Source organism: uncultured Thalassospira sp. (assembly GCF_963976115.1).
Taxonomy (GTDB): domain Bacteria; phylum Pseudomonadota; class Alphaproteobacteria; order Rhodospirillales; family Thalassospiraceae; genus Thalassospira.
Map to the genome: position 1 here is coordinate 1 of NZ_CAXBJJ010000010.1, position 24,228 is coordinate 24,228.

Annotated in this window: 22 protein-coding genes; 13 read left to right on the plus strand and 9 right to left on the minus strand. The window is 53.1% G+C overall.

Going from position 1 to position 24,228, the window contains the following annotated elements; translation table 11 throughout:
* Positions 1–265: 265 nt before the first annotated feature.
* Complete coding sequence (locus tag AAC086_RS14120) at positions 266–559, minus strand: hypothetical protein (RefSeq protein ID WP_339779497.1); 294 nt, start codon at positions 557–559, stop codon at positions 266–268.
* Between the two features lie 182 nt (positions 560–741).
* Between AAC086_RS14120 and AAC086_RS14125 the strand changes: the two genes are divergently transcribed.
* The gene (locus tag AAC086_RS14125) at positions 742–2,106 is read left to right on the plus strand and encodes a peptidoglycan DD-metalloendopeptidase family protein (protein WP_339779499.1); all 1,365 of its coding nucleotides are present in this window, start codon (positions 742–744) and stop codon (positions 2,104–2,106) included.
* 161 nt (positions 2,107–2,267) lie between these two features.
* Here AAC086_RS14125 and AAC086_RS14130 read toward each other — a convergent pair whose 3' ends face one another.
* Positions 2,268–3,176: a LysR family transcriptional regulator gene (locus tag AAC086_RS14130; protein WP_339779501.1), complete on the minus strand. Its 909-nt coding sequence runs from the start codon at positions 3,174–3,176 to the stop codon at positions 2,268–2,270.
* A gap of 194 nt (positions 3,177–3,370) precedes the next feature.
* Here AAC086_RS14130 and AAC086_RS14135 point away from each other — a divergent pair, with 194 nt between their 5' ends.
* From AAC086_RS14135 to AAC086_RS14155, 5 genes are all read left to right on the plus strand, one after another.
* Entirely contained in the window at positions 3,371–4,420 is a 1,050-nt protein-coding gene (locus AAC086_RS14135; RefSeq protein WP_339779503.1) for an amino acid ABC transporter substrate-binding protein, read from the plus strand.
* Positions 4,421–4,496: 76 nt separating this feature from the next.
* Positions 4,497–5,729 carry an ABC transporter permease subunit gene (locus tag AAC086_RS14140; RefSeq protein ID WP_339779505.1) on the plus strand — a complete coding sequence of 411 codons (1,233 nt, stop codon included), beginning with the start codon at positions 4,497–4,499 and terminating at the stop codon, positions 5,727–5,729.
* Positions 5,730–7,076 (plus strand): amino acid ABC transporter permease, encoded by a 1,347-nt coding sequence (locus AAC086_RS14145; protein ID WP_339779507.1) that lies wholly within the window; start codon positions 5,730–5,732, stop codon positions 7,074–7,076.
* Positions 7,073–7,843: an amino acid ABC transporter ATP-binding protein gene (locus AAC086_RS14150; RefSeq protein WP_339779509.1), complete on the plus strand. Its 771-nt coding sequence runs from the start codon at positions 7,073–7,075 to the stop codon at positions 7,841–7,843. The genes AAC086_RS14145 and AAC086_RS14150 overlap by 4 nt, the downstream gene beginning before the upstream one ends.
* 43 nt (positions 7,844–7,886) lie before the next feature.
* Positions 7,887–9,206, plus strand: a complete 1,320-nt coding sequence (locus tag AAC086_RS14155) for an FAD-binding oxidoreductase (protein ID WP_339779511.1) — start codon at positions 7,887–7,889, stop codon at positions 9,204–9,206.
* Between the two features lie 192 nt (positions 9,207–9,398).
* On the opposite strand, the gene AAC086_RS14160 is transcribed toward AAC086_RS14155, so the two are convergent.
* Positions 9,399–11,195, minus strand: a complete 1,797-nt coding sequence (locus AAC086_RS14160) for an ABC transporter transmembrane domain-containing protein (RefSeq protein ID WP_339779513.1) — start codon at positions 11,193–11,195, stop codon at positions 9,399–9,401.
* Positions 11,196–11,245: 50 nt separating this feature from the next.
* The gene (cyaY, locus tag AAC086_RS14165) at positions 11,246–11,578 is read right to left on the minus strand and encodes an iron donor protein CyaY (protein ID WP_339779515.1); all 333 of its coding nucleotides are present in this window, start codon (positions 11,576–11,578) and stop codon (positions 11,246–11,248) included.
* 224 nt (positions 11,579–11,802) lie between these two features.
* On the opposite strand from cyaY, the gene rpmE reads away from it, so the two are divergent.
* Positions 11,803–12,030, plus strand: coding sequence for a 50S ribosomal protein L31 (gene rpmE / locus AAC086_RS14170; protein WP_085582130.1), 228 nt, complete (start codon positions 11,803–11,805; stop codon positions 12,028–12,030).
* A gap of 225 nt (positions 12,031–12,255) precedes the next feature.
* The gene (locus AAC086_RS14175) at positions 12,256–14,049 is read left to right on the plus strand and encodes an adenylate/guanylate cyclase domain-containing protein (RefSeq protein ID WP_339779519.1); all 1,794 of its coding nucleotides are present in this window, start codon (positions 12,256–12,258) and stop codon (positions 14,047–14,049) included.
* A 323-nt stretch (positions 14,050–14,372) separates the two neighbouring features.
* On the opposite strand, the gene AAC086_RS14180 is transcribed toward AAC086_RS14175, so the two are convergent.
* The gene (locus AAC086_RS14180) at positions 14,373–14,825 is read right to left on the minus strand and encodes a DUF1465 family protein (RefSeq protein WP_339779521.1); all 453 of its coding nucleotides are present in this window, start codon (positions 14,823–14,825) and stop codon (positions 14,373–14,375) included.
* Between the two features lie 394 nt (positions 14,826–15,219).
* The gene (locus AAC086_RS14185; RefSeq protein ID WP_339779523.1) at positions 15,220–15,417 is read right to left on the minus strand and encodes a DUF1192 domain-containing protein; all 198 of its coding nucleotides are present in this window, start codon (positions 15,415–15,417) and stop codon (positions 15,220–15,222) included.
* A gap of 175 nt (positions 15,418–15,592) precedes the next feature.
* Here AAC086_RS14185 and AAC086_RS14190 point away from each other — a divergent pair, with 175 nt between their 5' ends.
* The 3 genes from AAC086_RS14190 (at position 15,593) to AAC086_RS14200 (ending at position 18,533) form a co-directional block, all read left to right on the plus strand.
* Positions 15,593–16,600, plus strand: a complete 1,008-nt coding sequence (locus AAC086_RS14190) for an NAD(P)H-quinone oxidoreductase (protein ID WP_339779524.1) — start codon at positions 15,593–15,595, stop codon at positions 16,598–16,600.
* Positions 16,601–16,878: 278 nt separating this feature from the next.
* On the plus strand, positions 16,879–17,568 hold the full coding sequence (locus AAC086_RS14195) for a cell cycle transcriptional regulator TrcR (protein ID WP_339779525.1): 690 nt from the start codon (positions 16,879–16,881) through the stop codon (positions 17,566–17,568).
* Between the two features lie 155 nt (positions 17,569–17,723).
* Positions 17,724–18,533 (plus strand): DeoR/GlpR family DNA-binding transcription regulator, encoded by an 810-nt coding sequence (locus AAC086_RS14200; protein WP_339779526.1) that lies wholly within the window; start codon positions 17,724–17,726, stop codon positions 18,531–18,533.
* A gap of 70 nt (positions 18,534–18,603) precedes the next feature.
* Here the strand turns inward: AAC086_RS14200 and AAC086_RS14205 are convergent, their stop codons facing one another.
* Positions 18,604–19,515 (minus strand): LysR family transcriptional regulator, encoded by a 912-nt coding sequence (locus AAC086_RS14205; protein WP_339779528.1) that lies wholly within the window; start codon positions 19,513–19,515, stop codon positions 18,604–18,606.
* Positions 19,516–19,636: 121 nt separating this feature from the next.
* Between AAC086_RS14205 and AAC086_RS14210 the strand changes: the two genes are divergently transcribed.
* Complete coding sequence (locus AAC086_RS14210; protein WP_339779530.1) at positions 19,637–20,227, plus strand: N-acetyltransferase family protein; 591 nt, start codon at positions 19,637–19,639, stop codon at positions 20,225–20,227.
* A complete protein-coding gene (locus AAC086_RS14215; RefSeq protein WP_339779532.1) occupies positions 20,224–21,417 on the plus strand; it encodes an MFS transporter in 1,194 nt (397 codons plus the stop codon). Before AAC086_RS14210 ends, AAC086_RS14215 begins: the two co-directional genes overlap by 4 nt.
* Positions 21,418–21,513: 96 nt before the next feature.
* Here the strand turns inward: AAC086_RS14215 and AAC086_RS14220 are convergent, their stop codons facing one another.
* Together AAC086_RS14220 and AAC086_RS14225 are read right to left on the minus strand one after the other, a co-directional pair.
* Positions 21,514–23,424: a propionyl-CoA synthetase gene (locus AAC086_RS14220; protein ID WP_339779533.1), complete on the minus strand. Its 1,911-nt coding sequence runs from the start codon at positions 23,422–23,424 to the stop codon at positions 21,514–21,516.
* Positions 23,425–23,909: 485 nt separating this feature from the next.
* Positions 23,910–24,191 carry a DUF465 domain-containing protein gene (locus AAC086_RS14225; protein ID WP_339779535.1) on the minus strand — a complete coding sequence of 94 codons (282 nt, stop codon included), beginning with the start codon at positions 24,189–24,191 and terminating at the stop codon, positions 23,910–23,912.
* Between the last annotated feature and the right edge of the window lie 37 nt (positions 24,192–24,228).

Sequence of the window (24,228 nt, forward strand, 5' to 3'; positions counted from 1 at the left end):
CCTAGTTCGTAGCGCCGCGCCCCGTCGGTGGAGGCGGGTTATAGGGGCCTAAGCCGGACCTGTAAATACCTTTTTTAAACAAAAATGACGTTTTTTACGGAACCTTGGGATTTCCCGGGCAAAAGAAAACCCGAAAGAGAACAGATCCGCGAGGCGTTCCCGCCTGAGGCGTAAGGTGCCGTAAATCGCCAGATGGAAGGCATCCATACGGCCCGCCAATGCCTTAATCCAGCCAGCCCCCCCGGAAAAAACGGTACATAAATTGCTACCATGCATCATGGAACGCAGAAAGACGCAGAAACAAGGGTGGGTTTAAAAGTGCGCCACCCTTATTCGTAATCTCGAAGACGGTCGGCAGGGTTAAAAAACGATCCAGATCTTCATCCCATATATAAGTCGGAGAACCAGGGCGGGAAAAGCTGTGCGATGCGCTGCTGCCCGCCTGTGGCAACGTCGTCCCGGCATCAACAAAAGAGGCGTATTTCAGATCGTTAAACGACTGCCATTTTCCTGCCATGGTCCACGGGCAGATGACGCGCGCCGGGAACAGGTTTTTCAAGAGGCCTCAACACTTCTTAAACCTTCATACTGGCACACTGACTTTGGCAACCTGACCACACAAGGCAGGCAATTAGGGTTTCACAATTGTCTGTCATTTTGTATAACACTTCCGCCGATGTTGCCAAAAAGAGCAACACGTTGGGTACACTGCATTTTTGACGACAGGGGAGATCTGCGGCAATGGCCGGAAGACAAATCGTATCACTTGCTGCACTTGCGGCCATTATTGGCGGGACAACTGGCTATATTCTTTCCGACCCACAACAGGGACACCATGGCCCACTTTCTGCTTATGCAGCGGAAAGCGCGACCATGCCGAAACCTGCAATGTCGCCGAAGCATCAGGCGCTCAATGAAGTTGCTTCTGTTGCGGAAACGACACATGCAGTTGAAGGTTCCCTCCAAGATCAAAATAATTCATCACGGCAGGATACTGTTGTTTTGGAAAAAGGATCAAACCTGATGGCCGTGCTGACCGGTGCAGGTTTGGAGCGTTCGGTTGCGTTTGAAGCAATTGAAGCACTGCGCGACGTTTATAATCCGCGCAAATTGCGGGCTGGCCAGGAATTTGACCTGGTTTATGCCAGCGAAATCAGCGGCGACACCGGCGACCTTCTCGACACTTTGCGCTTTCAGCCCGATGCGGAAACCATTGTTTCGGTATCGCGCACTGACGACGGATTTAGCGCATCGACAGACAAGGTCGAACTGGTAAGCTCGCCCAATGCAACAAGCGGCACCATTGATCAGAGCCTGTTTATGGCGGCAGAAAAGAACGGCATGCCGTTATCGGTGCTGATGGAAATGATCAAGCTGTATAGCTATGACGTTGATTTTCAGCGTGACATTCAGCCCGGCGACAGCTTTGAAGTCATGTATGACGACATGAAAAATACCAAAGGCGATCTGGTGCGCCATGGTGACATTGTTTATGCCAGCATGAGCATTCGCGGCACCGACTATCGCCTGTATTCCTATACCGACAGCGATGGCAACCAGGATTTTTACAACGAGAAAGGCGAATCGTTTCGTCGCGCCTTGATGCGCACACCGATTAACGGTTCTCGCCTGTCTTCGGGATTTGGCATGCGCAAACATCCGATTTTGGGATATAGCCGCATGCATCAGGGGGTCGATTTTGCCGCCCCGACCGGAACGCCGATTTTTGCTGCCGGTAACGGCACCATTGAACGCATTGGCAAGGTTGGCGGCTATGGCAATTATATTCGCCTGCGCCACAACAGCAGCTATGAAACGGCCTATGGTCATATGTCGCGCTTTGCCAAAGGGCTGCATACCGGATCGCGGGTGAAACAGGGTGATGTGATTGGCTATGTCGGCATGAGCGGCAGCGCCACCGGCCCGCACCTGCATTTTGAAATTCTGAAATCAGCCCATCAGGTCAACCCGATCAGCGTGAAAATGCCAAGCGGACGGACCCTGACCGGGAAGGAACTTGATCGTTTCCGTAACAGTTCGGAGCAATTGCAAAAGCAATATGCCGAATTGGCGATCAAAGGGGCGAAAGTTGCCAGCGCCGACTGAAGCGATCTAACGATTTGTCGTTCTTCCGAACCCTGCCAGTTCCCCCTGGCAGGGTTTTGTTTTGTTCCCATAACATGCAGCGTTTTACCATCGCAGACGGTTGGCCCTTTTCGGGGGCTCCGGACACGACAATCGGGCAGGATATACGGATATTTCTGCAATCATCGCTGGGAAAATGTCTGAAGTTCGTCCAGCATCACATCATAAAATTCGCGGGCGACACCCGATAACGGATGCACATTTGAGGTAATCACCTCAAGCGGTTCGAGAATTTGCGGGCGAAAGGGCAAAAGCCTGACATTGGACAGGTTAAATGAGTCTGCGAACAAACGACAATTTAGCGCATCGACCAATGCCACCCCGACCCCAAGATTAACAAAAGACAGGGCATGAACCGTTGTGTGAACCTCCACCGCCCGGTTGAATGCAAGCCCGCGATCCGCATAGATCCTTTTTAGAGCCTTTGTTGTCGCATTCTCGGAATCAAGGGTGACCCAGGGAGAATCGGCAATAGCTTCGGGTGTGAGTGCGTCCAGATGCGCCGCCGGGTGATCCTTGTGGATCGCGCAGTGACATAACAAATCCATCGCCACCGATTCGTGGCTAAAGGAACTTTGCGATTTATCGACAAGCCCGATCTGATATTGGCCGGTTGATATTCCCTGACGAATCACCGAACACCCCGCCTGATGCAAGCTGACCTGGACACCGGGATGCTTTTGTAAATAGCGCGCAATCAATTCTGGCAAGAACCGATAAGATGGACCGAAAATACTGCAAATGCGCAGGCGACCGGCCTTGTTGTTTTTTGCCGCTTTCAAGCTGTCATCAAGATGATTAAGGCCCTGAAGCAAGGCATAAACCTCGTCATGCAGGAAATGGGCTTCGTCGGTCGGGATCAGTTTGCCGTTACTGCGCGCAAACAGCCTGTAGCCAATATCGCTTTCGAGATTGGTCAGCATTTTGCTCGCCGCGGGCTGGCTGACAAAACTTCTTTCGGCGGCCCGGGTGATACTTCCGGTCACAAAAACCTCGTGGAAAATCCGCAAGCGCCTGACATTCATCGCCATAATCTAAAGTTATAACCTTATTAAAAACATTCAATATCATTATTAAAGTACTTAAACTAGCATCAGATCAAGCGTCGGATCAGAGCGCGGCACAAATAACAAAAAGTGCGATACCAAATTGCACCGTTTCAGTCTGGGAATATGCTTTTACGGCGAATGCCCAACGAACAAGAATTTTAAAACAGGGAATCAAAATGAATAAAGTAAAGTCAATTGTGGCTGCGGGGACCGCAATCTTTGTGATGCAGGCTGCAACCAGCCCGTCGGCCATCGCGCAGGAACGCACCAACACCCTGCAACAGGTCAAGGATCGCGGATATTTGAGCTGCGTGATTGGCAATTCCTTCCCCGGATTTTATAGCCTTAACAAAGACGGCGAATGGCAGGGAATGGACATTGACATGTGCCGCGGGGTTGCCGCAGCAGTGTTTGGTGACGCGTCAAAAGTCAAATTCATGCCGGTTCAATGGGCACAAAGTTTTACCTCCATCAAAAGTGGCGAAGGCGATATGCTGTCGAAAGGCATGACATGGACGCTATCGCGCGATACCAGCCAGGGTCTGGACTTTCTTGAAACCTATTTTTATGACGGCCAGGGTTTCATGGTGCGTAAGGATCTGGGGGTAAACTCGGTCAAGGACCTGAAGGGGGCAACGGTTTGCGTTCTCACCGGGACATCAAGCGAATTGAACCTTGCCGATTACAGCCGCACCCACGAACTGGACCTTAAAACCGTGGTGTTTGATGATTCTGCTGTTCGCAACACTGCGTTTTTCAATCAAAACTGCGATGCCCTGACCAATGACAAATCGGGCCTGGCAGCACAACGTTCGGCCGCACCGAACCCGGACGATTATATCGTCCTGCCCGAAACCATTTCGAAAGAAGCCCTTTCCTTTGCGGTGACCCAAAATGACAGCGAATGGGCCAATGTTGTGAAATGGACCTTTGAAGCGATGGTTGCCGCCGAAGAATATGGCATCACCTCAGCCAATGTTGATGAGATGAAAAACAATTCAGCCAGCCCGGTTGTCCGCCGTATCCTGGGTGTTGAAGGCGATCTGAACACCGGCCTTGGACTATCGCCGGACTGGGCCTATCAGGTGATCAAAGCCGTTGGCAATTATGGCGAGATTTATGCCCGCAATGTCGGCCCTGAAAGTGTTTTAGGCCTTGAACGCAAAGGTACGCTAAACGCCCTGTGGCAGGATGGCGGGCTGATGTACGCCAAATCGTTCCGTTAACGCGCGTTGGTTCTGACATTTCAGGCAGGCCTTTCGGCCTGCCTGTTTCAAACCTTTCAAGGTTCGGTTCCCCGGCATGATCCCCTCTTCGACGCAAAAATCACGCAAATCCCCCCCTGCCCGTTCTGGTTCCAACCTGGTTGGGCGTCGGTCGCTGGTCGCTTTTTTAAACAAGGATTCGGCACGCGCCGGCTTTATTCAAAGCGCGGTGCTTTTACTCGTCCTTTTGCTTTTTCTGTATCTGTTTTCAAACGCGGCCCATAACCTTGACCGACTGGGAATGGTTTTCGGTTTTGACTTTCTGACCACGACCGCAGGGTTTAATATTAGCTGGAGCCTTATTCCCTATGACCCGGGGATGAGTTACTGGCGGGTCTTTTTCGTTGGCATTACCAACACGCTGGTGTTATCGGCGGCAGTAATCCTTTTTGGCACCCTTATCGGCACCATTGTCGGCATTCTTCGCCTGTCGCACAACCCGTTGGTGGCCCAACTGGCCCGTTGTTATGTCGAAGTGGTTCGAAATGTTCCCTTGCTGATCCAGATCATTTTCTGGTTCACCGCAGTTTTTTCGGCCTTGCCGCCCCCACGCCAGGGATTTTCCTTTGGCGAGGTGTTTTTCCTGAACAATCGCGGGTTCTATTTTCCCGCAGCACAGTCAGATATCCCCCTCAGCTGGTTTGTGATTGCGACATGCGCCTTTGTGTTTGGCGGCTGGTTTTTGCGATGGTCTTCCCGATCAGGCCCGGATGCGCGTACGCAAAAATCGCGGGCAGGTATGGCAGGTTGGGGATGCTGGGCTGTTTTATTACTTGCCTGCGTGATTTTTCTTGGCCGTTCTCTAACCTGGTCGGTTCCCGCCCTTGACGGTTTTAATCTTGAAGGCGGGCGATATATTCCAGCAGCGTTCGGGGCGGCCTTTGTTGCCATGACGGTTTACCGATCAGCAGCAATTGCAGAAACTGTTCGTGCGGGGATGCAATCCATTGACAAGGGGCAACATGAAGCCGCCGCGACGATCGGGTTTTCCCGGTATCAGACCTTGCGCCTTGTACTGATCCCCCAGGCTGTGCGGGCGATTATTCCGCCGCTGGCGAATTCCTGGCTTGTGGCCGTGAAGGATTCATCCCTTGCCGTTGCTATCGGTTTTCCAGAAATCGTGTCGGTTTTCATGCAGACCTCGATCAACCAGACAGGGCGCGCCATTGAAATCATATCGATGGTCATGGGTTTTTACATCGTGGTCAGCCTGAGCATTTCCTATTTGCTAAACCGGTATAATGCCCACGTGCAGTACAAGGCCAGATAAATGAGCAACCAAACCGGGCTAAAACAGTTCGTTGCGAAACCTGCACGTCTGCCAACCCAAAATGAACAAAACATTATCCGCCGCATTCGCAGCCGTTGTTTTAACACCATCGGCAACAGCATTCTGACAATCGCGGTTGTGGTTCTGGCCTGGTATGTCATCAGGGCGGCCCTTGACTGGGCCGTATTTGATGCCGTGTGGCACGCCAGCACCCGGCGCGAATGCATGAATATCAGCCCGGATGGCGCATGTTGGGCCGGTGTCATCAGCTGGTTTAACGGGCTGATTTATGGCCGGTACCCGGCAGAACAGCAATGGCGCGTTAACCTTGGTTTCATCCTTGCCGTGATGTGGCTTTTCCCGCTGAGCTGCCAGAAAATCGCCTATCGCAATTTTATCTTGCTGTCATGGATAGCGCTATATCCGTTTTTTGGGGCCTATCTGTTTCTGGGCGGCTCATTCAGGGGCGATATTGGCATTGTCCACGCGGTTCTAACCTGCCTTGCAAGTGGCTTTTTTATATTGCTGTACACAAACTGGCTTTTGGCGGTTTTAAACAAACCACATCTTTGCCAAATGCTTCAGCCCTTGGCATCGCGCCTGTTCAATCGCGGGTCACAAACCCTGTGCCTGCTTTTGGTGTGGGCTTTATTAAGCCTGCCGGTGGCGGTTGTTCTATCGCAGGCACAACTGCAACCCGTGGCGATCGAACGATGGGGCGGACTGTTCCTGACCATGATCATCGCCACCTTCGCAATTACCATGTCCATTCCAATCGGGGTGGTACTGGCACTGGGGCGCCAATCGACATTGCCGGTTATTCATTGGTTATCACTGCTGGTGATCGAACTTGTACGTGCGGTTCCCCTGATTACGGTTCTGTTTATGGCCGTAACGCTGTTACCGATTTTTCTGCCAAGTGATGTTGAACTCAACAAGCTGTCCCAGGTTCTTTTTGCTGTTTGCATTTTTGCCGGTGCCTATATGGCCGAAAACATTCGTGGCGGTTTGCAAGCCATTCCACGCGGGCAATATGAAGCGGCACAATCGCTTGGTCTGGGATACGGGTTCACCATGTTGCTTATTGTCTTGCCCCAGGCATTACGCCTGATGATCCCCAATATCATGACCTCGTTCATCAGCATTCTAAAAGATACCACGCTGGTCTCCATTATCGGCCTGTTCGACATCATGCTGATGGCCCGCAACATCGCAAACGACAAGGACTGGATCGGGCTGCATACCGAACCCATCGCCATGATCTCGATCCTGTTTTTTGTCCTTTGCTACAGCATGTCGCAATACAGCCTTAACCTTGAAAAACGCCTGAAGGTGGATCGCTCATGACCCTGCAGAACCGTTCGGCGCCCGCCCCGACATTACCTGGCCGTGCCATCGAAATCAGCGGACTTAACAAATGGTATGGAGCCCATCACGTCTTGCGCGATATATCGCTTGATATCGCGGAAAGTGAAATCATGGTGGTGTGCGGTCCATCCGGATCAGGAAAATCAACCCTGATCCGGTGCCTGAACCATCTTGAAGAATATCAGGAAGGGCAGGTTTCAGTATTTGGCCACCCCTTGCAGCGTAATGCCCAAAGCAACCGCTATATTCATCAGACCATCGGCATGGTCTTTCAAAGCTTTAACCTGTTCCCCCATTTAAGTGTTTTGCAAAACTGCACTTTGGGCCTGACATGGCTTCGTAAAAAAAGCGACCGCGAAGCCCGCGACATTGCCATGAGTTTGCTGGACCGGGTTGGTATTGCCGATCTGGCAGATCGTTTTCCCGGGCAGATTTCCGGTGGTCAGCAACAACGCGTGGCCATTTCGCGGTCCTTGGCGATGGAACCGAAAATCATGCTGTTTGACGAACCCACATCCGCCCTTGACCCGGAAATGGTCAAGGAAGTGCTTGATGTGATGGTTAACCTTGCAAAAACAGGCATGACAATGGTGTGCGTGACCCACGAAATGCAATTCGCCCGTCAGGTCGCTGACCGCGTTGTCTTTATGCAGGATGGCGAGATTGTTGAGGTCGGGCCGCCAGAACAGGTTTTGCTAAATCCGCAATGGGACCGCACGAAGGAATTTCTCGACCATATCCTTTAGCTGATTGCAGCCTGCAAAAACAACCACGTCAAAAAAACGGAAAATGATCGAAATGTTGGCAAAACATTCATCGAATTACACCCATGCGCCTTATTGGCTTGAAGACACATCCGTCAGGGCTGCACCTGCAACATTTCGGCACCAGGACCTGCCCGCTTCTGTCGATGTGGCTATTGTCGGCGGCGGCTTCACCGGTTTGTCGGCGGCCATAACCCTGATCCGTGCCGGTTTAAAGGTTGCTCTGTTTGAAGCCGGACATTTAGGCAGCGGTGCCAGCACCCGCACCGGGGGAATGCTGGGGCCGAGTTTCAGCAAACTGGGTGTTAACGGGCTGGAACGCCATTACGGGCGCGATCAGGTTCATGCCTCAATCAAGGAAAGCCTGGTCGCGTTTGACTGGCTGGTAAAATTCATCCGCGACGAACAGATTGAATGTGACCTGCAAATATGTGGGCGGTTTCGCGGGGCCAGCCACCCGTCGCATTATGCCGGGCTGGTTGAACAGGCAAACCAGTTGGCAAAGATTGTCGATTTCCCGGCAATTGAGGTTAGCCGCAACGAACAGCTGCAAGAAGTTGGCAGCAATCGTTATTATGGCGGACTGGTTTATCCAACCGACGGTGCCGTCCAACCGGCAAAGCTGTTTCGCGGCTTATGCCAGATTGCCCGAACAGAAGGTGCCATGCTGGTTGAACAAACGCCTGTGCGCACTGTTCAAAAACAAAACGGGCAATTTAGCGTTCGCTTTGATACCGGGCAAATCAATGCCGGTCATGTCATTATCGCCACCAATGGCTATACTGGCGGGGCATTTTCGCAATTTAAGCGGCGCCTGATTCCCATTCGTTCTGCCATGATAGCCACACAGGAATTGCCCGAATCTGTGATCCGTTCTGTTTCGCCCAAATTACGTTGCCACGGCAGCACCGAAAGGCTATCGGCCTATTATCGCCCCTCGCCTGATGGCAAACGTATTTTGTTTGGCGGCCGTGCCTTTGGACGTGGCGATCGGCCCGACCTTTATTCACACTATCTGCGCAATTTCATGGTCAGGTTGTTTCCCCAACTTGAAACCGCTAAAATCGATTACGCGTGGTCCGGGCTGATTGCCTATACCTTCGATCATGTTCCCCATATTGGCGAACTTGATGGCCTGCATTATGCCATGGGTTATTGCGGTTCGGGGGTTGGACGGTCAAACTATTTCGGGCGCAAAATTGCGCAAAAGGTTTTGGGGCTTGCCGAAGGCCGCACCACATTCGAAGATTATCCGTTTAAAGGTCGACCGTTTTACTATGGCAATCCGTGGTTTTTGCCTGCGATCATGAAGTGGCATGAACTTGCTGATCGTATGGGGCTGTAGACCCAAATATGCCGCTATGCATTCCCTTCATATGGGGCAGACATAACTGATCACGATCATACCCAAAACGCCAATTGGCAGACGCAAACAAACAAACGCCGGAGGTGTCAATGAAACCGCCGGCGTTGTGTTTTTAATGATGTTGCGGCCCGCCCGCGCATAGGGGCAATGGGCAAGGATATCAGAAGGATATCAGGCGGCGTCACTTTCAAACTGTAATTTGGCCAAACGGGCATAAAGCGGACTGCTTTCAAGCAGCTCGTGATGCGAGCCGATGGCAACCAGCCGACCATCATCAATCACGGCAATGCGGTCTGCATGCAGCACGGTTGACAGGCGATGTGCAATCACCAGCGTCGTTCGCGATTTCATGATGGTTTCAAGCGCCTTTTGCACCACCTGTTCGCTTTCGGCATCCAATGCGCTGGTTGCTTCATCTAGCAGCAACACCGAAGGGTTGCGCAGAATGGCACGGGCAATGGCGATCCGCTGGCGTTGCCCGCCAGACAAGCGCACACCTTTTTCACCCAGAAAGGTATTAAAACCATCGGGCAAGCGATCCAGAAACTCGCTGGCATGGGCCGCCTCGGCGGCCGCACGCACATCGACATCTGATGCATCGGGGCGGCCATAACGGATATTTTCCCAAGCATTGGCGGCAAAAATAACCGGGTCCTGCGCGACCAGGCCCAAGCGTTCACGAACGGCAATCGGGTCGGCCTGGCGAATATCGACACCATCAAGCGAGATCGTGCCCGATGCCGGATCGTAAAAGCGCAGCAACAACTGAAAGACAGTGGTTTTACCCGCTCCCGACGGGCCGACCAGCGCAACAGTTTCGCCTGCATGCACATCAAGCGAGAACCCGGTCAGGGCCGAACGATCGGGCCGGGCCGGGTAATGGAAGGTAACATTTTCAAACCGGACATTGCCCTGATGATGATCCGGCATGGCAACGGCATGGGTCGGGGCAGCAATGGCTGGCTGGGTCTGAAGCAGGACGATCAACCGTTCGGCCGCACCAGCAGCACGCTGCAAATCGCCAATGACCTCGCTAATCGCGCCAACCGAGCCCGCAACAACAATGGCATAAAACACGAAGGCCGACAATTCACCGGCGGAAATGGCACCATTAAGCACATCGTGACCACCGATCCACAAAATCACGCCGACAGCGCCAAACACCATGATAATGACCACGGCGGTCAAAAGTGCACGGGCAGAAATACGCGCAATCGAAGTTTTAAAGGCCCCTTCGACATAACCGTTAAAGCGGTTGCTTTCGATTTCTTCATGAGTATAGGCCTGCACGGTCCGCAGGGCATTGATCGATTCTTCGGAAAAAGCACTGACATCGGCGATGCGGTCTTGCGAATCCCGCGACAGCCGACGCACCTTGCGTCCGTAAAAAATGATCGGCACCACCACCAGCGGCACCACCAGTAAAACCAGGGCGGTCAGCTTGGGGCTGGTAATGGCCAGCATCGCCAAGCCCCCGACAAACATCAAAATGTTGCGCAGGGCAATCGACACACTTGAACCGATAACCACCTGCAACAGGGAAGTGTCGGTTGTCAGGCGTGACAACACCTCGCCAGTACGGGTGACTTCAAAAAAGCCCGGATCAAGACGAATGATATGGGCATAAATCGAACGACGAATATCGGCCACCACCCGTTCCCCGATCCAGGAAACCAGATAGAATCGGGAATAACTGGCAAGCGCCATCAAGATGGTGAAGCCCAAAAGCACAAATAATGCCTGATCAAGAAGACCGCCATCACCTTTGGCAAAGCCCTTGTCGACCAGAAAACGCAAACCGTTACCCAAGGCAAGAACCGTCCCCGATGCCACAACAAGGGCAAGGGCGGCACCCGCAATTTGTAATTTATACGGCTTGATAAAGGGCACGATAGCCCGCAAAGAGGAGAGGTCCCGGCTTCGATCACGATCTTCGAGGCGGGGAGACTTTCGCGGAGAGGTCGCCACGGCAATATTCCAGTTCTGTAATATCGAAAGGAAAACGCCGGACCAAGGATTTAGTCCAGCGCGATCTTGTGCCCGGTCTTGACGGCAAGATCGGCAGCAAGCTGTTCGGGCAAGGTTGTGGCCCCCCGGGTGGAGCGCCAGCTTTCGGTATCTTCGTCATAATCGTAATGGCTTGCACCGCTAACGGGCGAAGACATCCAGATCTGACGATTAAGGGCGTGTTTGTTAATAATAAACTGCTCACGCGAATCGAGTTCGATCGTCAAAATACCGGCTTCCAGGTCGACGTCGATGTCGTCGCCCATTGCATCATCGATCAGATCAGAGATGGTTTCGATGGTCTCATCCGCAAGGCGATGAAAAAAGGTTTCTTCAAGAGGCACAATCAAACTCCGTCTGTCAGGCGGGAGGGCATGGTGCCGTCCCGATGATGGTTCTGGTCTGTCCGCGCACCATACTATATAAGGTGACGTGCGCAAGTAGACATCATCAATCAGGGCAAGGAAATCCCGCGTTTTGCCCCAACTGAGATATTTCCCGTCACAGGGGTTGCGCAGTTCGTTTTTTTCGCCTATACACCGCGCTTCAAATTCCGGAGTGATAGGCGATGAAACAAGACATCCATCCCGAGTATCATGAAATCACCGTTCAGATGACGGACGGCAGCACCTACACCACCAAGTCGACCTGGGGTAAACCAGGCGACGTCATGAAGCTGGACATTGATCCGAAGAGCCATCCGGCTTGGACGGGTGTTCATCGTCTTCTTGACAGCGGTGGACAGCTTGCCAAGTTCAAAAAGCGTTTCGCTGGTTTCAATATTGGTAACAACTAAGAACACAAATCGCATTTTGCGGTTTATGGGATTATCGCCCGCGGCATCAAAACGATGCGGCGGGCGTTTTTCTTTGACCCAAGATCTTTATATCCGATCTCACACGTCTCATATGCCATAACAGCCTATGGTATAGATGCCATTTTCTTGCCATACTTAATGTCGGGACAGGATAATCGGGGCGGATAGCATGTATATCATGCCGTCTTCGCGGGAGCGCGAGGTATGAATCAGGTGATCGCGCGCAAGCAGATCAGCTATGAAGTCTATATTAAGGACCGTACGGGAAAATGGGTTATCCATGCCCATTACACCGGTGCGCAAAAAAAGGTTGCTGAAGAAGAAACCTATCAGCTTGAACGTGAAGCCCATGTGATGGCTGTGAAGCTGATTCGCGAGGTTTACAGCAGCGAAACCAACAGCGCCGACGAATATATCGTTTACCAGACACGCACTCCCGAAAGCCGCGAAAAAAGTGCGCCAGCGCGCGCCGCCAAGGATGTAAAAAACTCCGCCGAAGCGATCCCATCCGAAAAAGACACAACAGAATCCACAGAATCCACAACACAGGCTCAGCCCCGATCGGGATCAAACCCGCCAAAGGATGTCGGCCTGGTTGGGCTGATCCTGAAAATGATGCTGGCATTTTGCGGTGCCATCGCCATCGGTTTGGCCGTTATGTTGGGAACGGCCCGCCTTTTGGAAGCAATGCCCAGTATGGGCTACAATATCAGCCAGGGTGTATTTGAAAAAGCGAACTTTTTTGCCTTTGTCCTGGGTTTTGTGGTGTCGGTTACGCCCATGATGATGGCATTGACCCGCCGTTTCAGGCATGTCAGCCACAATGGGAAAAAGCAAAAAACCATACCATCGAACGCCCCCGCCATTCCCAGCGGCCCAACGGAAGAACAAATGCGCCAGGCCCGCGCCGCAGCCCTGCGCCGGAGCCTGGACGAAAATCTTGCGGCAATAGCCACTGACGAACACACCGGCGACCCGTCATCCGCACAAAATACGAGCGACACCGACGACACCATAGAAGACAAAGAAAGCATACTGGCCGAACCCGACGGCCAGCCCGCACCAGCACCTGTGCCCAACACCCCGGCCCTGCAAGCCACCCGACAAATCATGCGGAATTTTATGGCCGGAACGGTGGTTGCCATCGGCAAAAGCCTGCCTCAGATGGATGCCTATCAAAAATTCGGCGTTAATCTGTATGTTGCCGGGGCGTGTGATGCCTGCAGCGAAAGCAATGCCTTGCCCCGCGATAATGGCCGCGAGGTTCTGTACGACTGCGTTTCCGCCCTTGGGACCAACGACAAAATGTCGGAAACCTTTTGCCGCAGCCTTGACCAATACCTGCTAGAGCCGAAATACAACGATATGTATGGCGCCGGGCGCGATTCGATGGTTGATTTCATAAAAGATGAAACCAGCCTGTCAAGGTCGGCAATCCAGGCCCTGAAGATCTGGTCTGAAAAACCGGCCAAAGCGGCCTTGCCAATGACCGGCAAAAAAGTCCATGCGCTGATGTTTACCGATATTGTCAATTCCACCCGCTTGACCCAGGAACTGGGCGATCTCGGCGCACAACAGATGATTCATACCCACGACAACATCGTGCGCACCGCCCTTCTGAACAATTATGGCAAAGAAGTAAAACATCTGGGGGACGGCATTATGGCTGTTTTCCCGTCATCTAACGCAGCCATCGAGGGGGCGATTGAAATTCAACAGAAAATGGCCCTTCACAATACGCGGGGCGAGCTGGAATTTCATGTCCGGATCGGTATTAACGCGGGCGAAGCCATTGCCGAGGGAAACGACCTGTTTGGTACGGTCGTACAGCTTGCCGCAAGGGTATGTGCGGCGGCCACCGGCGATGAAATACTGGTGTCAATGGCGGTAAAGGAAACCTATGCCGGAAAACGGGCAGCCTTTGCTGCGCGCGGGGCACGAAAGATGAAAGGTTTTGGCAGCCCGGTAGAAGTATTTGCCGCAACCAGCCGCAGTTGATGGCGAAAAACCACCCTTGATACCGGCACCACCTGGCTTTCCTTTTAAAGCACTTTTCCTTTAAAGCACATTTCCTTTAATATGACCCATTTTGTTTGATTTTGGCGGTGTTTGGCAAGGCACAGCGCGCTGCGCGATGCGGCGCATCGGGCGAGCGGTGTAACGCCGCCAAACACCGCCAAAAACAAACCCTGTGGGCCAGCGCAGTCTGCCGCCTGGCCGCGTCGAAATCCTTGTCCGTAAACCCATTACGCCCGGCGGACTTCTCCTTGCCAGGCGGCAGACTGAGCTGGCAAAATGGGTCATATTAAAGGAAATGTGCTTTAATCGCGGGAGCTATGGCGGGCGGCAACCTGAAGTTCCATCCGGGCTGCACGCATATAAAGCGAGTGCGCCCGCTCCATCAGGCTTAAAAGTGCGGGTGTCGCAATATCGCAACCGTCCCGGTCATCCTGAATGCAGATTTTGATGTCCACCATCAAATCGTCACTGTCCACCGCATCGGCCCATTCAATTTCCCCGGACTCCACCGCGCGAACCGACAATAACCACGCCATAGCCCGGATAAGGCGCGTGGTCATCCGCATTTCTTCACGAAACTGATTTATGGCACCATCGCTGAGCTGATTTATCCTGTCTCGCTTGCGATTGGCAGACAAATAGTCTCTGGCCTCAACCAAAAGGGTCAGGGCCTCGTCATAAGTCTTTGAAAAAGGTACGATGACAAAGTTGCTGTCATAGTTCCTTTTCCCGTTGAACGGCGGATCATATGTCATCCCCCGTATATTGGACTATATGGGATTCAGTTCAAGCATCATTGATACCAAAAAGCGAAGAGGCCGCTCCTGATAAGAGCGACCTCTGCCTCAACCTGCTAAACTTGCCGGACTGTTTTATTTTTTGAAAATCTATACTCCCGGTTCTAGCCGGGTCAAGCGCATAAGTGTCAAAAATGTGACTGTGCGTATTACTACGTATCGGCACCACGAAAAAGAACCGCCCTTTAAAAGGGCGGCCCAGTTTAACAGGGAGGCATCGAAACATCACGTTCGACAAGGGATCAAGACTGAACCCTTAACCTTACATATAGGGCAGCAGAATTAACATTCAATGAACCCAGGGTTTATTTTATCGTTTTAATGACAACCGAATGAATTTTATTTGAAACGTTCAGGTTCTAAACAGGGCTTCGGCCCCTTTGCGAACACCATCGCGGCGGTTAAGTGCTTGTTCTACGCGCTCAATTTCAAACAAAAGCACGGATTTGTAAGCCATCAGATTTTCACCAGACATGTCATCCAGGTCGCGCGGAATACCAACCGGCATTCCTGCGGCGGCGGTTGCCAAAAGGTCATCTTCCGTCATCATTGCCCTCCAATGTTATCCTGCCAACCAACATGCGCCCAAAGGCCGGTTCCGGTTCGCCAACGGTCTTTGCATAAAAACCGCCGGATCAACAACAACATGCCCACAAAGGCCTTTCATGTATCAATGTGAAAACTAGATAATAACCAGACACCCCTTTCGCCACAGAGGACGCGACATGAGCGCACAAAAAATTCCCGACACCATAAAAATCATCGCCATTGAAAATAGCGGCAAAAACGGAAAGCTGGTGCCCCAAAGCGCCCCGTGCCCCAAACCGGGTAACGGCGAAGTCCTTGTCAAGGTGGCGGCGGCCGGTATTAACCGCCCCGATTTAATGCAGGTTGCCGGCATGTACCCGCCACCCCCGGGCGCGTCCGACATACCAGGCCTGGAACTGGCCGGACAAATTGTTGAATGCGGCGAGGATTGTGGTGAATGGCAGCCGGGCATGGATGTTTGTGCGCTGGTTGCAGGCGGGGCTTATGCCCAATATGCGGTTGTTCCCGCCCGGCAGTGCCTGCCCGTTCCCAAGGGCCTTTCCATGATCGAGGCGGCCTGCCTGCCTGAAACCTTTTTTACCGTATGGCACAATGTGTTTGATAAAGCCCGGTTGCAGGAAGGCGAGGTTTTTCTGGTGCATGGCGGGACGTCGGGGATTGGCACCACCGCCATTCAAATGGCAAAAGCAATCGGGGCGACCGTTATTGCCACCGCAGGCAGCACAAACAAATGCCAAGCCTGCCGCGATCTTGGCGCAGATCACGTTATAAATTATCGCACACAGGATTTTGTTAGCGTCGTTATGGAGGCAACACAGGACAAAGGTGCCAATGTCATTCTTGATATGGTGGCAGGCGATTATATCGGGCGCGATTTTCAATGTGCCGCGCAAGATGGCCACATAGCCGTGATTGCCTTTTTAGGGGGGCCAAAGGCCGAAACCAACTTTTTGCCGCTGCTTAAAAAACGCCTGACATTAACCGGTTCAACCCTACGCGCCCAGCCGGTTGCGGCAAAGGCAGCAATTGCAACCCGGTTGCGTGAAACCATTTGGCCCCTGATCGAAGCTGGCAAGATAAAACCTGTCATTTATAGCGAGGTCGCATTTGACGATGCCCAACAGGGACATGATATTCTGAAAGAGGGCGCGCATATTGGCAAAGTTGTGATCAAAATGGAGTGATATCGCGGTTCAAAAGCGGAATTCGGAGCTTAAAACCGGCAATTCGGGGCGATAAAAATATTATTGCCCCTTAAACGCAACAGAATGTTGCTTTTAGGCCCGCATTGATCGAAAAGAACGCAGTGGTGCGTTGGGCATTCGCGCGCGGCTAACCGTTGGTTGACCTGCTGCGTTGCCGAACCAGCAAAAGAGATTATATTCTGGGGCAGATATTGCCGCGTTTTTGGGCCTTTTACCCATCGCCGGTCTCCAGAAGTTAAATGATAACAGGAGGAATTATGGCTCAGCCCCTCATGCCGAAAGCAACTGCTGTATGGCTTATCGACAATACCGGCTTGTCATTCCGGCAGATTGCCGCCTTCACCGGTTTGCACGAGCTTGAAATCCAGGCCATCGCCGATGGCGATGTCAGCCAGGGGATCGTCGGGCGCGACCCGGTGACGAATGGTCAATTGACCCAGGCAGAAATCACCCGCTGCGAAGCAGACCCGCGCCAAATTCTTAAACTGGCGAAATCGGACCTGCCACGTCCGCGTTCGCAAAGCAAGGGTGCGCGTTATACCCCGGTTTCAAAACGCCAGGACCGCCCGAACGCCATTGCGTGGCTGTTAAAACACCACCCGGAACTGGCAGACTCACAGGTTTGCAAGTTGATTGGCACCACCAAGGACACGATCGGCAAAATTCGCGATCGCAGCCATTGGAATTCTGCCAACCTTGTCCCGCGCAACCCGGTCACCATGGGCCTTTGCACCGAGCTTGACCTGGAAAAACAGGTTGTGATCGCACGCAACAAAAACCCGGAAAAAATCGTCCGCGACGTCGAACCTGATCCACTGCCCGAAGAATTGCAGATCAAGCCGGAACCAGATTTTCCCGGCGCAGGTTCCGACAAGGACAAAAAAGAAGACCGCAACAAGTCTACGCACGATTACAAGGAAGCTGCCGAGAACCTTTTCCGCAGCTAATCCCCACCGATCAGAAGGAGGCCGCCGCAAGGCGGCCTTTCTTTTTTGCCCGTTTGTTGGTTTCATATGAATGCAGCCGAACCGTCATATTATTGAAACGCACCTGCACTAGCATTCATTCGCACCTTAAAACAGGCCGATAGAAAAACAATTTTATGCAAAAACGCCCAACCGAACGTCAGGCCTGCATTGTCGAAACAGTGCGCGCCGATGGATTTCGCACCATCGAAGACCTTGCTGACCGCTTTCAGGTCACCGCCCAAACCATTCGCCGCGATGTAAACGCATTGTGCGAAGAAGGGTTGCTGCGCCGCCGACACGGCGGTGTTGAACCGGCACTGGAGCATGAAAACATTGCTTACCGGGCTCGCAAGGTTTTGCATGTTAACGAAAAACGTAAAATAGCAGCCCTGGTTGCCCGCCACATTCCCGACGGGGCGTCGCTGTTTTTTTCCATTGGCACCACCCCCGAACTGGTTGCCAGCGCCCTGTTGCAGCACCGCTCGTTGCGGATTTTTACCAATAATCTGAATGTAGCCTATGTCGCCGCCACCAATGACAGCTTTGACGTCACCCTGATCGGCGGGCGCTTGCGCAACCGTGACCGCGATGTTCTGGGCCCCGAGGTCGAGGCGTTTTTTAACAGCTACAAGGTCGATTACGGCATTTTCGGTGTTGGCGGCATCGACCCTGATGGCAGCCTGCTTGATTTTGATGAGCACGAAGTCCGCGCACGATCGGCCATCCTTGCCAATTCGCGCCAAAACTATCTTGTTGCTGATCATACAAAGTTTGGGCGCAATGCCGTGGTGCGCGGCGGCAATATCGCCCAGGTATCAGCCTTTTTCACCGACACCACCCCGCCCGATGCAATCATTGCCATGATCGAAAAAACCGGGGTCGAACTGCATGTGCCCGAACCAGGTGCCGAATACCCGACATTTTACGTCCCTGACGATCATTAAAGTATCCGTCTTGATCAAGCACTTTTCCTTTAATATGACCATTTTGCCAACGCCAACATACTGCATTCCGTCAGGTATTATTTTCGTGTGCAAACGTGCTGGCTGCGGCAAGGATACCGTTTTGAACGGCGCGCAACCCTTTTGTCAGGGTTTTATCGCGCCGGACAATAATGGCCAGATCCCGCCCCAGCAAAGGTGACAGGGGCCGGGAAATAACCGGCAACCGGGTGCGCCCATGGGCCAAGGCCATCGAGGGCAACACCGACGCCCCCAACCCCGCCCCCACCAGTTCCTTAATCGCCTCGACACTGCCCAGTTCCATGACGGGTCGGACAGCCGCCTTCCCCTTGCCCCCCAGCCATGTATCGGCAAGGACACGGGTATTTGACCCCAGTTCAAAAAACACCAGCGGGAAACAGGCCAGTTGTGCGGGAGTGATCATGTCGGCAACCTCGCTATCGGCGGCGAAAATTGCCACAAACGGGTCATGCATCACCGGAGTTACCTCCAGCGCACGGCTGCTGACCGGGACAGTGACAAAACCAATATCAAGATCATTATTTTCCACCAGTCGGGCAATGTCGGCGGTATTTCCGGTTTTGACTGAAATTTCCAATTCAGGAAAACGCTGCTGAATATCGGCCAAAACGGCAGGCAAAAAATAGATACAAGCCGTCGCCCCACAACCGATCCGCACCCGCCCGCGCACGCCACTGCCAAAGGGGGCCACCGCATCAAGCGCATCGCGAATAGCACGGTTGATGGGGCCAATATGGGCGCGCAACGCCTGCCCGGCAGCGGTCGGCATCGCACGTTTGCCAATGCGTTCAATCAATCGCACACCCAGGCGCGTTTCCAACAGTTTCACCTGCTGGCTGATGGCAGGTTGGCTTAAATTACGGTGTTCGGCCGCAGCCGAGAAACTGCCCAGGTCAATCACATCGGCAAAGGCTTGCAACTGATCCAGACTAAACCCGCGCATTATCGATTTTCCTTATGGTTTGCATAAATAATCAAACACATACTTATGATAAAAACCAAACTATATTTTGCCAATCGCTTTCACCGCGCCGATCCGGCCACATTGGCAAAGACTTTATCCGATGACGAAACACGCCTATGCCGACCAGGCCCCAAGCGGGCTTGCAACCACCTTGATGGTACGCGACGCCACACCAGACGATATTCCCGCCATTACCCGTATTTACCAACAGGCCGTTACCGAAGGCACAGCATCATTTGAAGAAGTCGCCCCCGACCAAATGGAACTTGCACGCCGCCAGAAAACCCTGATGGCGGACGGATACCCCTATATCGTTGCCATAAACGCCGCATCAGGCGATTTATGCGGTTATGCCTATGCCGGACCTTATCGCCCGCGTTCGGCCTATCGCCATACGGTCGAGGATTCCATTTACGTTGCACCAAACTCTTGGGGCAACGGGGTGGGCAGCCTGCTTATGAGCACCCTGATCGCGCGGTGCGACGCCGGGCCGTGGCGGCAAATGATTGCCGCAATCGGCGACAGCCAGAATAGTGGTTCTATCGCGCTTCATCGCAAACACGGCTTTCAGCTTGTCGGCACTTTTCACAATGTCGGGTATAAATTTGGCCGCTGGCTTGATTCCGTGCTGATGCAGCGCCCGCTAAAATCCGACACCGCCCTGATGTCTGCCCCGGCCCCGACGAAATGATCACAACCGGTCTGGTGATCCGGCTGGGTATTGCCCAATTAATCAGCTGGGGAACGGCCTATTACCTGATCGGCAATTTCGGCACCCGCCTGGCCCAACAACATGGCTGGAGTGAAACGGTCATTTATGCCGGGTTTTCCCTGTCCCTGCTGGTGATGGGGGCTGTATCACCGCTATGTGGCAAACTGATTGACCAGCATGGGGGCCGCAAGGTGATGGCGACGGGGTCAATATTCCATATCGGCGGCTGCGTCACCCTGGCCTGGGGCACCAGCCTTGGCAGTTATTTTGTCGCGTGGCTGTTGCTTGGCATTGCCATGCGGCTCACATTATATGATGCCGCATTCGCCACCCTGGCCCGCATTGGCGGTGCCGCTGCACGGCGTAGTATGGGGCAGATCACCCTGTTTGGCGGCTTGGCCTCGACGATTTTTTGGCCGCTTGGCCATTATATCGACGCCCAATTCGGGCTGACGATTGCCTTGCTGAGCTATGCCGGGTTTGCCTTTATCACCCTGCCACTGCATTTATCCCTGCCCCGTACCACCATAAAACCAAACCACGACCAGCCGCTTTCCACGCCCCATACCCCGGCGTTTCGCCCCTTGCCAGACCGGCAACAGGTGCTGTGCGGGGCACTCTATGCCGTGATCATGTCGCTGATCAATATTATCAATGCCGCGATGTCGGCCCATATGATTGCCCTTCTGGCCGGGTTGGGCCTGATCGGGGCACAGGCGATTAATATTGCCAGTCTGCGCGGGTTTGGGCAACTGGCATCCCGGTTGGCCGACACCCTGTTTGGGCGCAATTTCAACCCGGCCATTGTCACCATCAGTGCAGCGTTATTATTGACCCTTGCCTTTATCGTCGGATTTGCATCTGGCATATCGCTGTGGGCTGCGGCCGTGTTTACGGTGTCGTTCGGGGCGGCGAACGGGGTTTTAACCATCACACGCGGCACATTACCGTTAATGATCTTTGACGCGCGCCACTATGGCAAACGGGTCGGCAGCCTGTTATTGCCGGGCTTTATCCTTTCGGCGCTGGCCCCGTCCCTGTTTGCCATGGCCATGACGGGGCTGGGGGCCGATGCCGTTTTGGGCATATTGTGCGTGCTCTCGCTTTCCACCCTTATTGCCTCTGGCGTGCTATATGCCCAGATCACAAAAAAACCGCCCGCCCCATAAACAGGAAACGGACGGCCATGTTTGTACGCGCTAAACCAGATCTTGATGAGTTATCCTCACAAAGATCTGGTATAATTTAACCTATAATCGTGCCGGTTACCCTGCTGCACCCTCGCGGGCATAGCCGATATCGCGCAAGGCATCGGCAATTTCGGGCAAAATGCCGGGGTCATCAATGGTGGCCGGTGTTTTATAGGCTTCGCCATCAGCGATAGAGCGCATGGTCCGCCGCAGGATTTTACCCGACCGCGTTTTGGGCAAACGATCAACAATTGTTGCCTGCTTGAAGGCTGCCACCGGACCAATCTGATCACGCACCATGGCAATAACCTCGGCAATGATTTCGCTATCAGGACGGTCAACCCCGGCCTTTAGCACCATAAAGCCCAATGGCACCTGGCCTTTTAAATCATCATGCACACCAATCACCGCGCATTCTGCAACATCCTTATGGCCCGATAAAACTTCCTCCATCGCGCCGGTCGACAACCGATGCCCGGCAACATTGATAATATCATCGGTCCGCGACATCACATAAATATAGCCATCTTCATCAATAAAACCGGCATCGCCCGTGGCATAATAGCCCGGATATTCCGACAGATAGGATGAAACAAACCGGTCATCGTTTTGCCACAGGGTTGGCAGGGTTCCTGGTGGCAAGGGCAGCTTTGCCACCAGCGCACCGATTTTGCCGCGGGGCAATTCATGACAATCTTCATCGACAACCTGAACTTCCCAACCGCATACGGCCACCGTGGGCGAGCCATATTTGATCGGCAATAATTCGATCCCGCGCGGATTAGCACAAATTGACCAGCCGGTTTCGGTTTGCCACCAATGGTCAATTACCGGCACACCCAAATGCCGTTCCGCCCATTGTAATGTATCGGGATCAGACCGTTCGCCCGCCAGATACAAGGCATCGAAACAGGAAAGGTCGTAATCCTTTAAAAGTTCGGCATCGGGATCATCGCGTTTAATGGCGCGAAAGGCCGTTGGTGCGGTAAACAGCACCTTGACCCCATGTTGGGAAATGACCCGCCAATAGGCCCCGGCATCGGGGGTGCCGACCGGTTTTCCTTCATACATTATGGTGGTACAGCCCGCCAGCAGCGGCCCATAAACAATATAGGAATGGCCAACAACCCAGCCCACATCAGAAGCGGCCCAAAAAACATCGCCTGCCGAAACGCCATAAATGTTTTTCATCGACCAGTTCAGCGCCACCATATGGCCGCCATTGTCGCGGACCACCCCTTTGGGCTGCCCGGTGGTGCCCGATGTATATAAAACATAAAGCGGGTCGGTTGCCGCAACCGATACACAATCGGCCGGGTTGGCTTTGGCGCATTCATCTTGCCAGTCAAAATCGCGCCCGGCGGTCATGTCGGCCTGCGCCTGGGGACGCTGCCAGACAAAAACAGCATCGGGTTTATGGGTTGCCTGCTCAATAGCCCGGTCTAACAGCGGTTTATAGGCAATCACCCGGCTGCCTTCGATTCCGCAACTGGCCGAAAGCATCATTTTTGGTTTGGCATCGTTTATGCGGGTTGCCAGTTCGTGGGCGGCAAAGCCCCCAAACACCACCGAATGGATCGCCCCGATCCGCGCGCAGGCCAGCATCGCCATCGCAGCCTGCGGGATCATGGGCATATAAACAATAACAAGGTCGCCCTTGCCAACACCGTGCGCCTGCATCGCACCGGCCAGCATCGCAACCTCGTCGCGCAGTTCACGATAAGTATAACGGGTTACGGTGTCGGTGACGGGGCTGTCATAAATCAGGGCGTTCTGGTCGCCCCGCCCGTCATCAATATGACGATCCAGCGCATTAAAACAGGTATTGACCTTCCCGCCGACAAACCAGCGCGCGACGGGCTGGGCAGAGAGATCAACCACCTGATCCCATTTTTTATCCCACGACAGGGCATCGGCCGCCTCGGCCCAAAAAGCCTCGCGATCCGCAATCGAATGGGCGTAAATATCCTGATAGCAACCCGGCATTGGCGTCATTCCTCCCGCTTGGCGGTCATTTTGTCCATTTTTCATGACCGGTTTTGCCGCCCTGCCCTGCAAGGTCAATACCGGTTTCATGATGGCCCGTTAATTCCGCATTATAATACCGATTTATGGATAAAACATCCCTTAGACATTGGTCGATCTTTTTGATCCCGTTTTGAATAACTTCAAAACGCATTAGCTGGGGGGATGAAAATTATATGACGGGAACCGGACCAATTATCAAATTGGCCTAACACAGCCGGCAGCGCGTGTTCGATTTCAAGGCGTCGTCTTCAGGCAGATCCGGATCGTTGCGCAGGCCACAACATCATGGTTTTAAATAAGGGTTCTGAACATATTTGCCGCCTCACGGCGTGGGCACAAACCGGAGGCGGCGAAATTAAAAGGGGTTGTTCTTTACATCGGCAAAAGACACTTTGGCTGGTTCAAACCATTGATCATTTTACCGGGAACTTCTGCATCCTTTTTCAGTGTGTGATCCGACTAATCTCGTCTTTGATTTCCAGTTTGCGCCGTTTGATACTTGAGATCCGCGATAAATCAGGGGACGGTCGACATTGCTCCGTATGAAGCTGTTGCTCGAGCGTGGCATGTTTGGCAGTAAGAGCTTCGATATGGGATTGAACGCTCATTCGCCTACTCCTCATTCCTGATATTGCCCACAACAAAAGGGTAGTAATTCTGTAACGTGATTTCCAGTCTTTCCGCGCATAAATCGAACAATTTTTGCCCGCTATCCCTAAGAACATGTCGTGAATTGACCAATAATTGATGGCATTTCAGGGG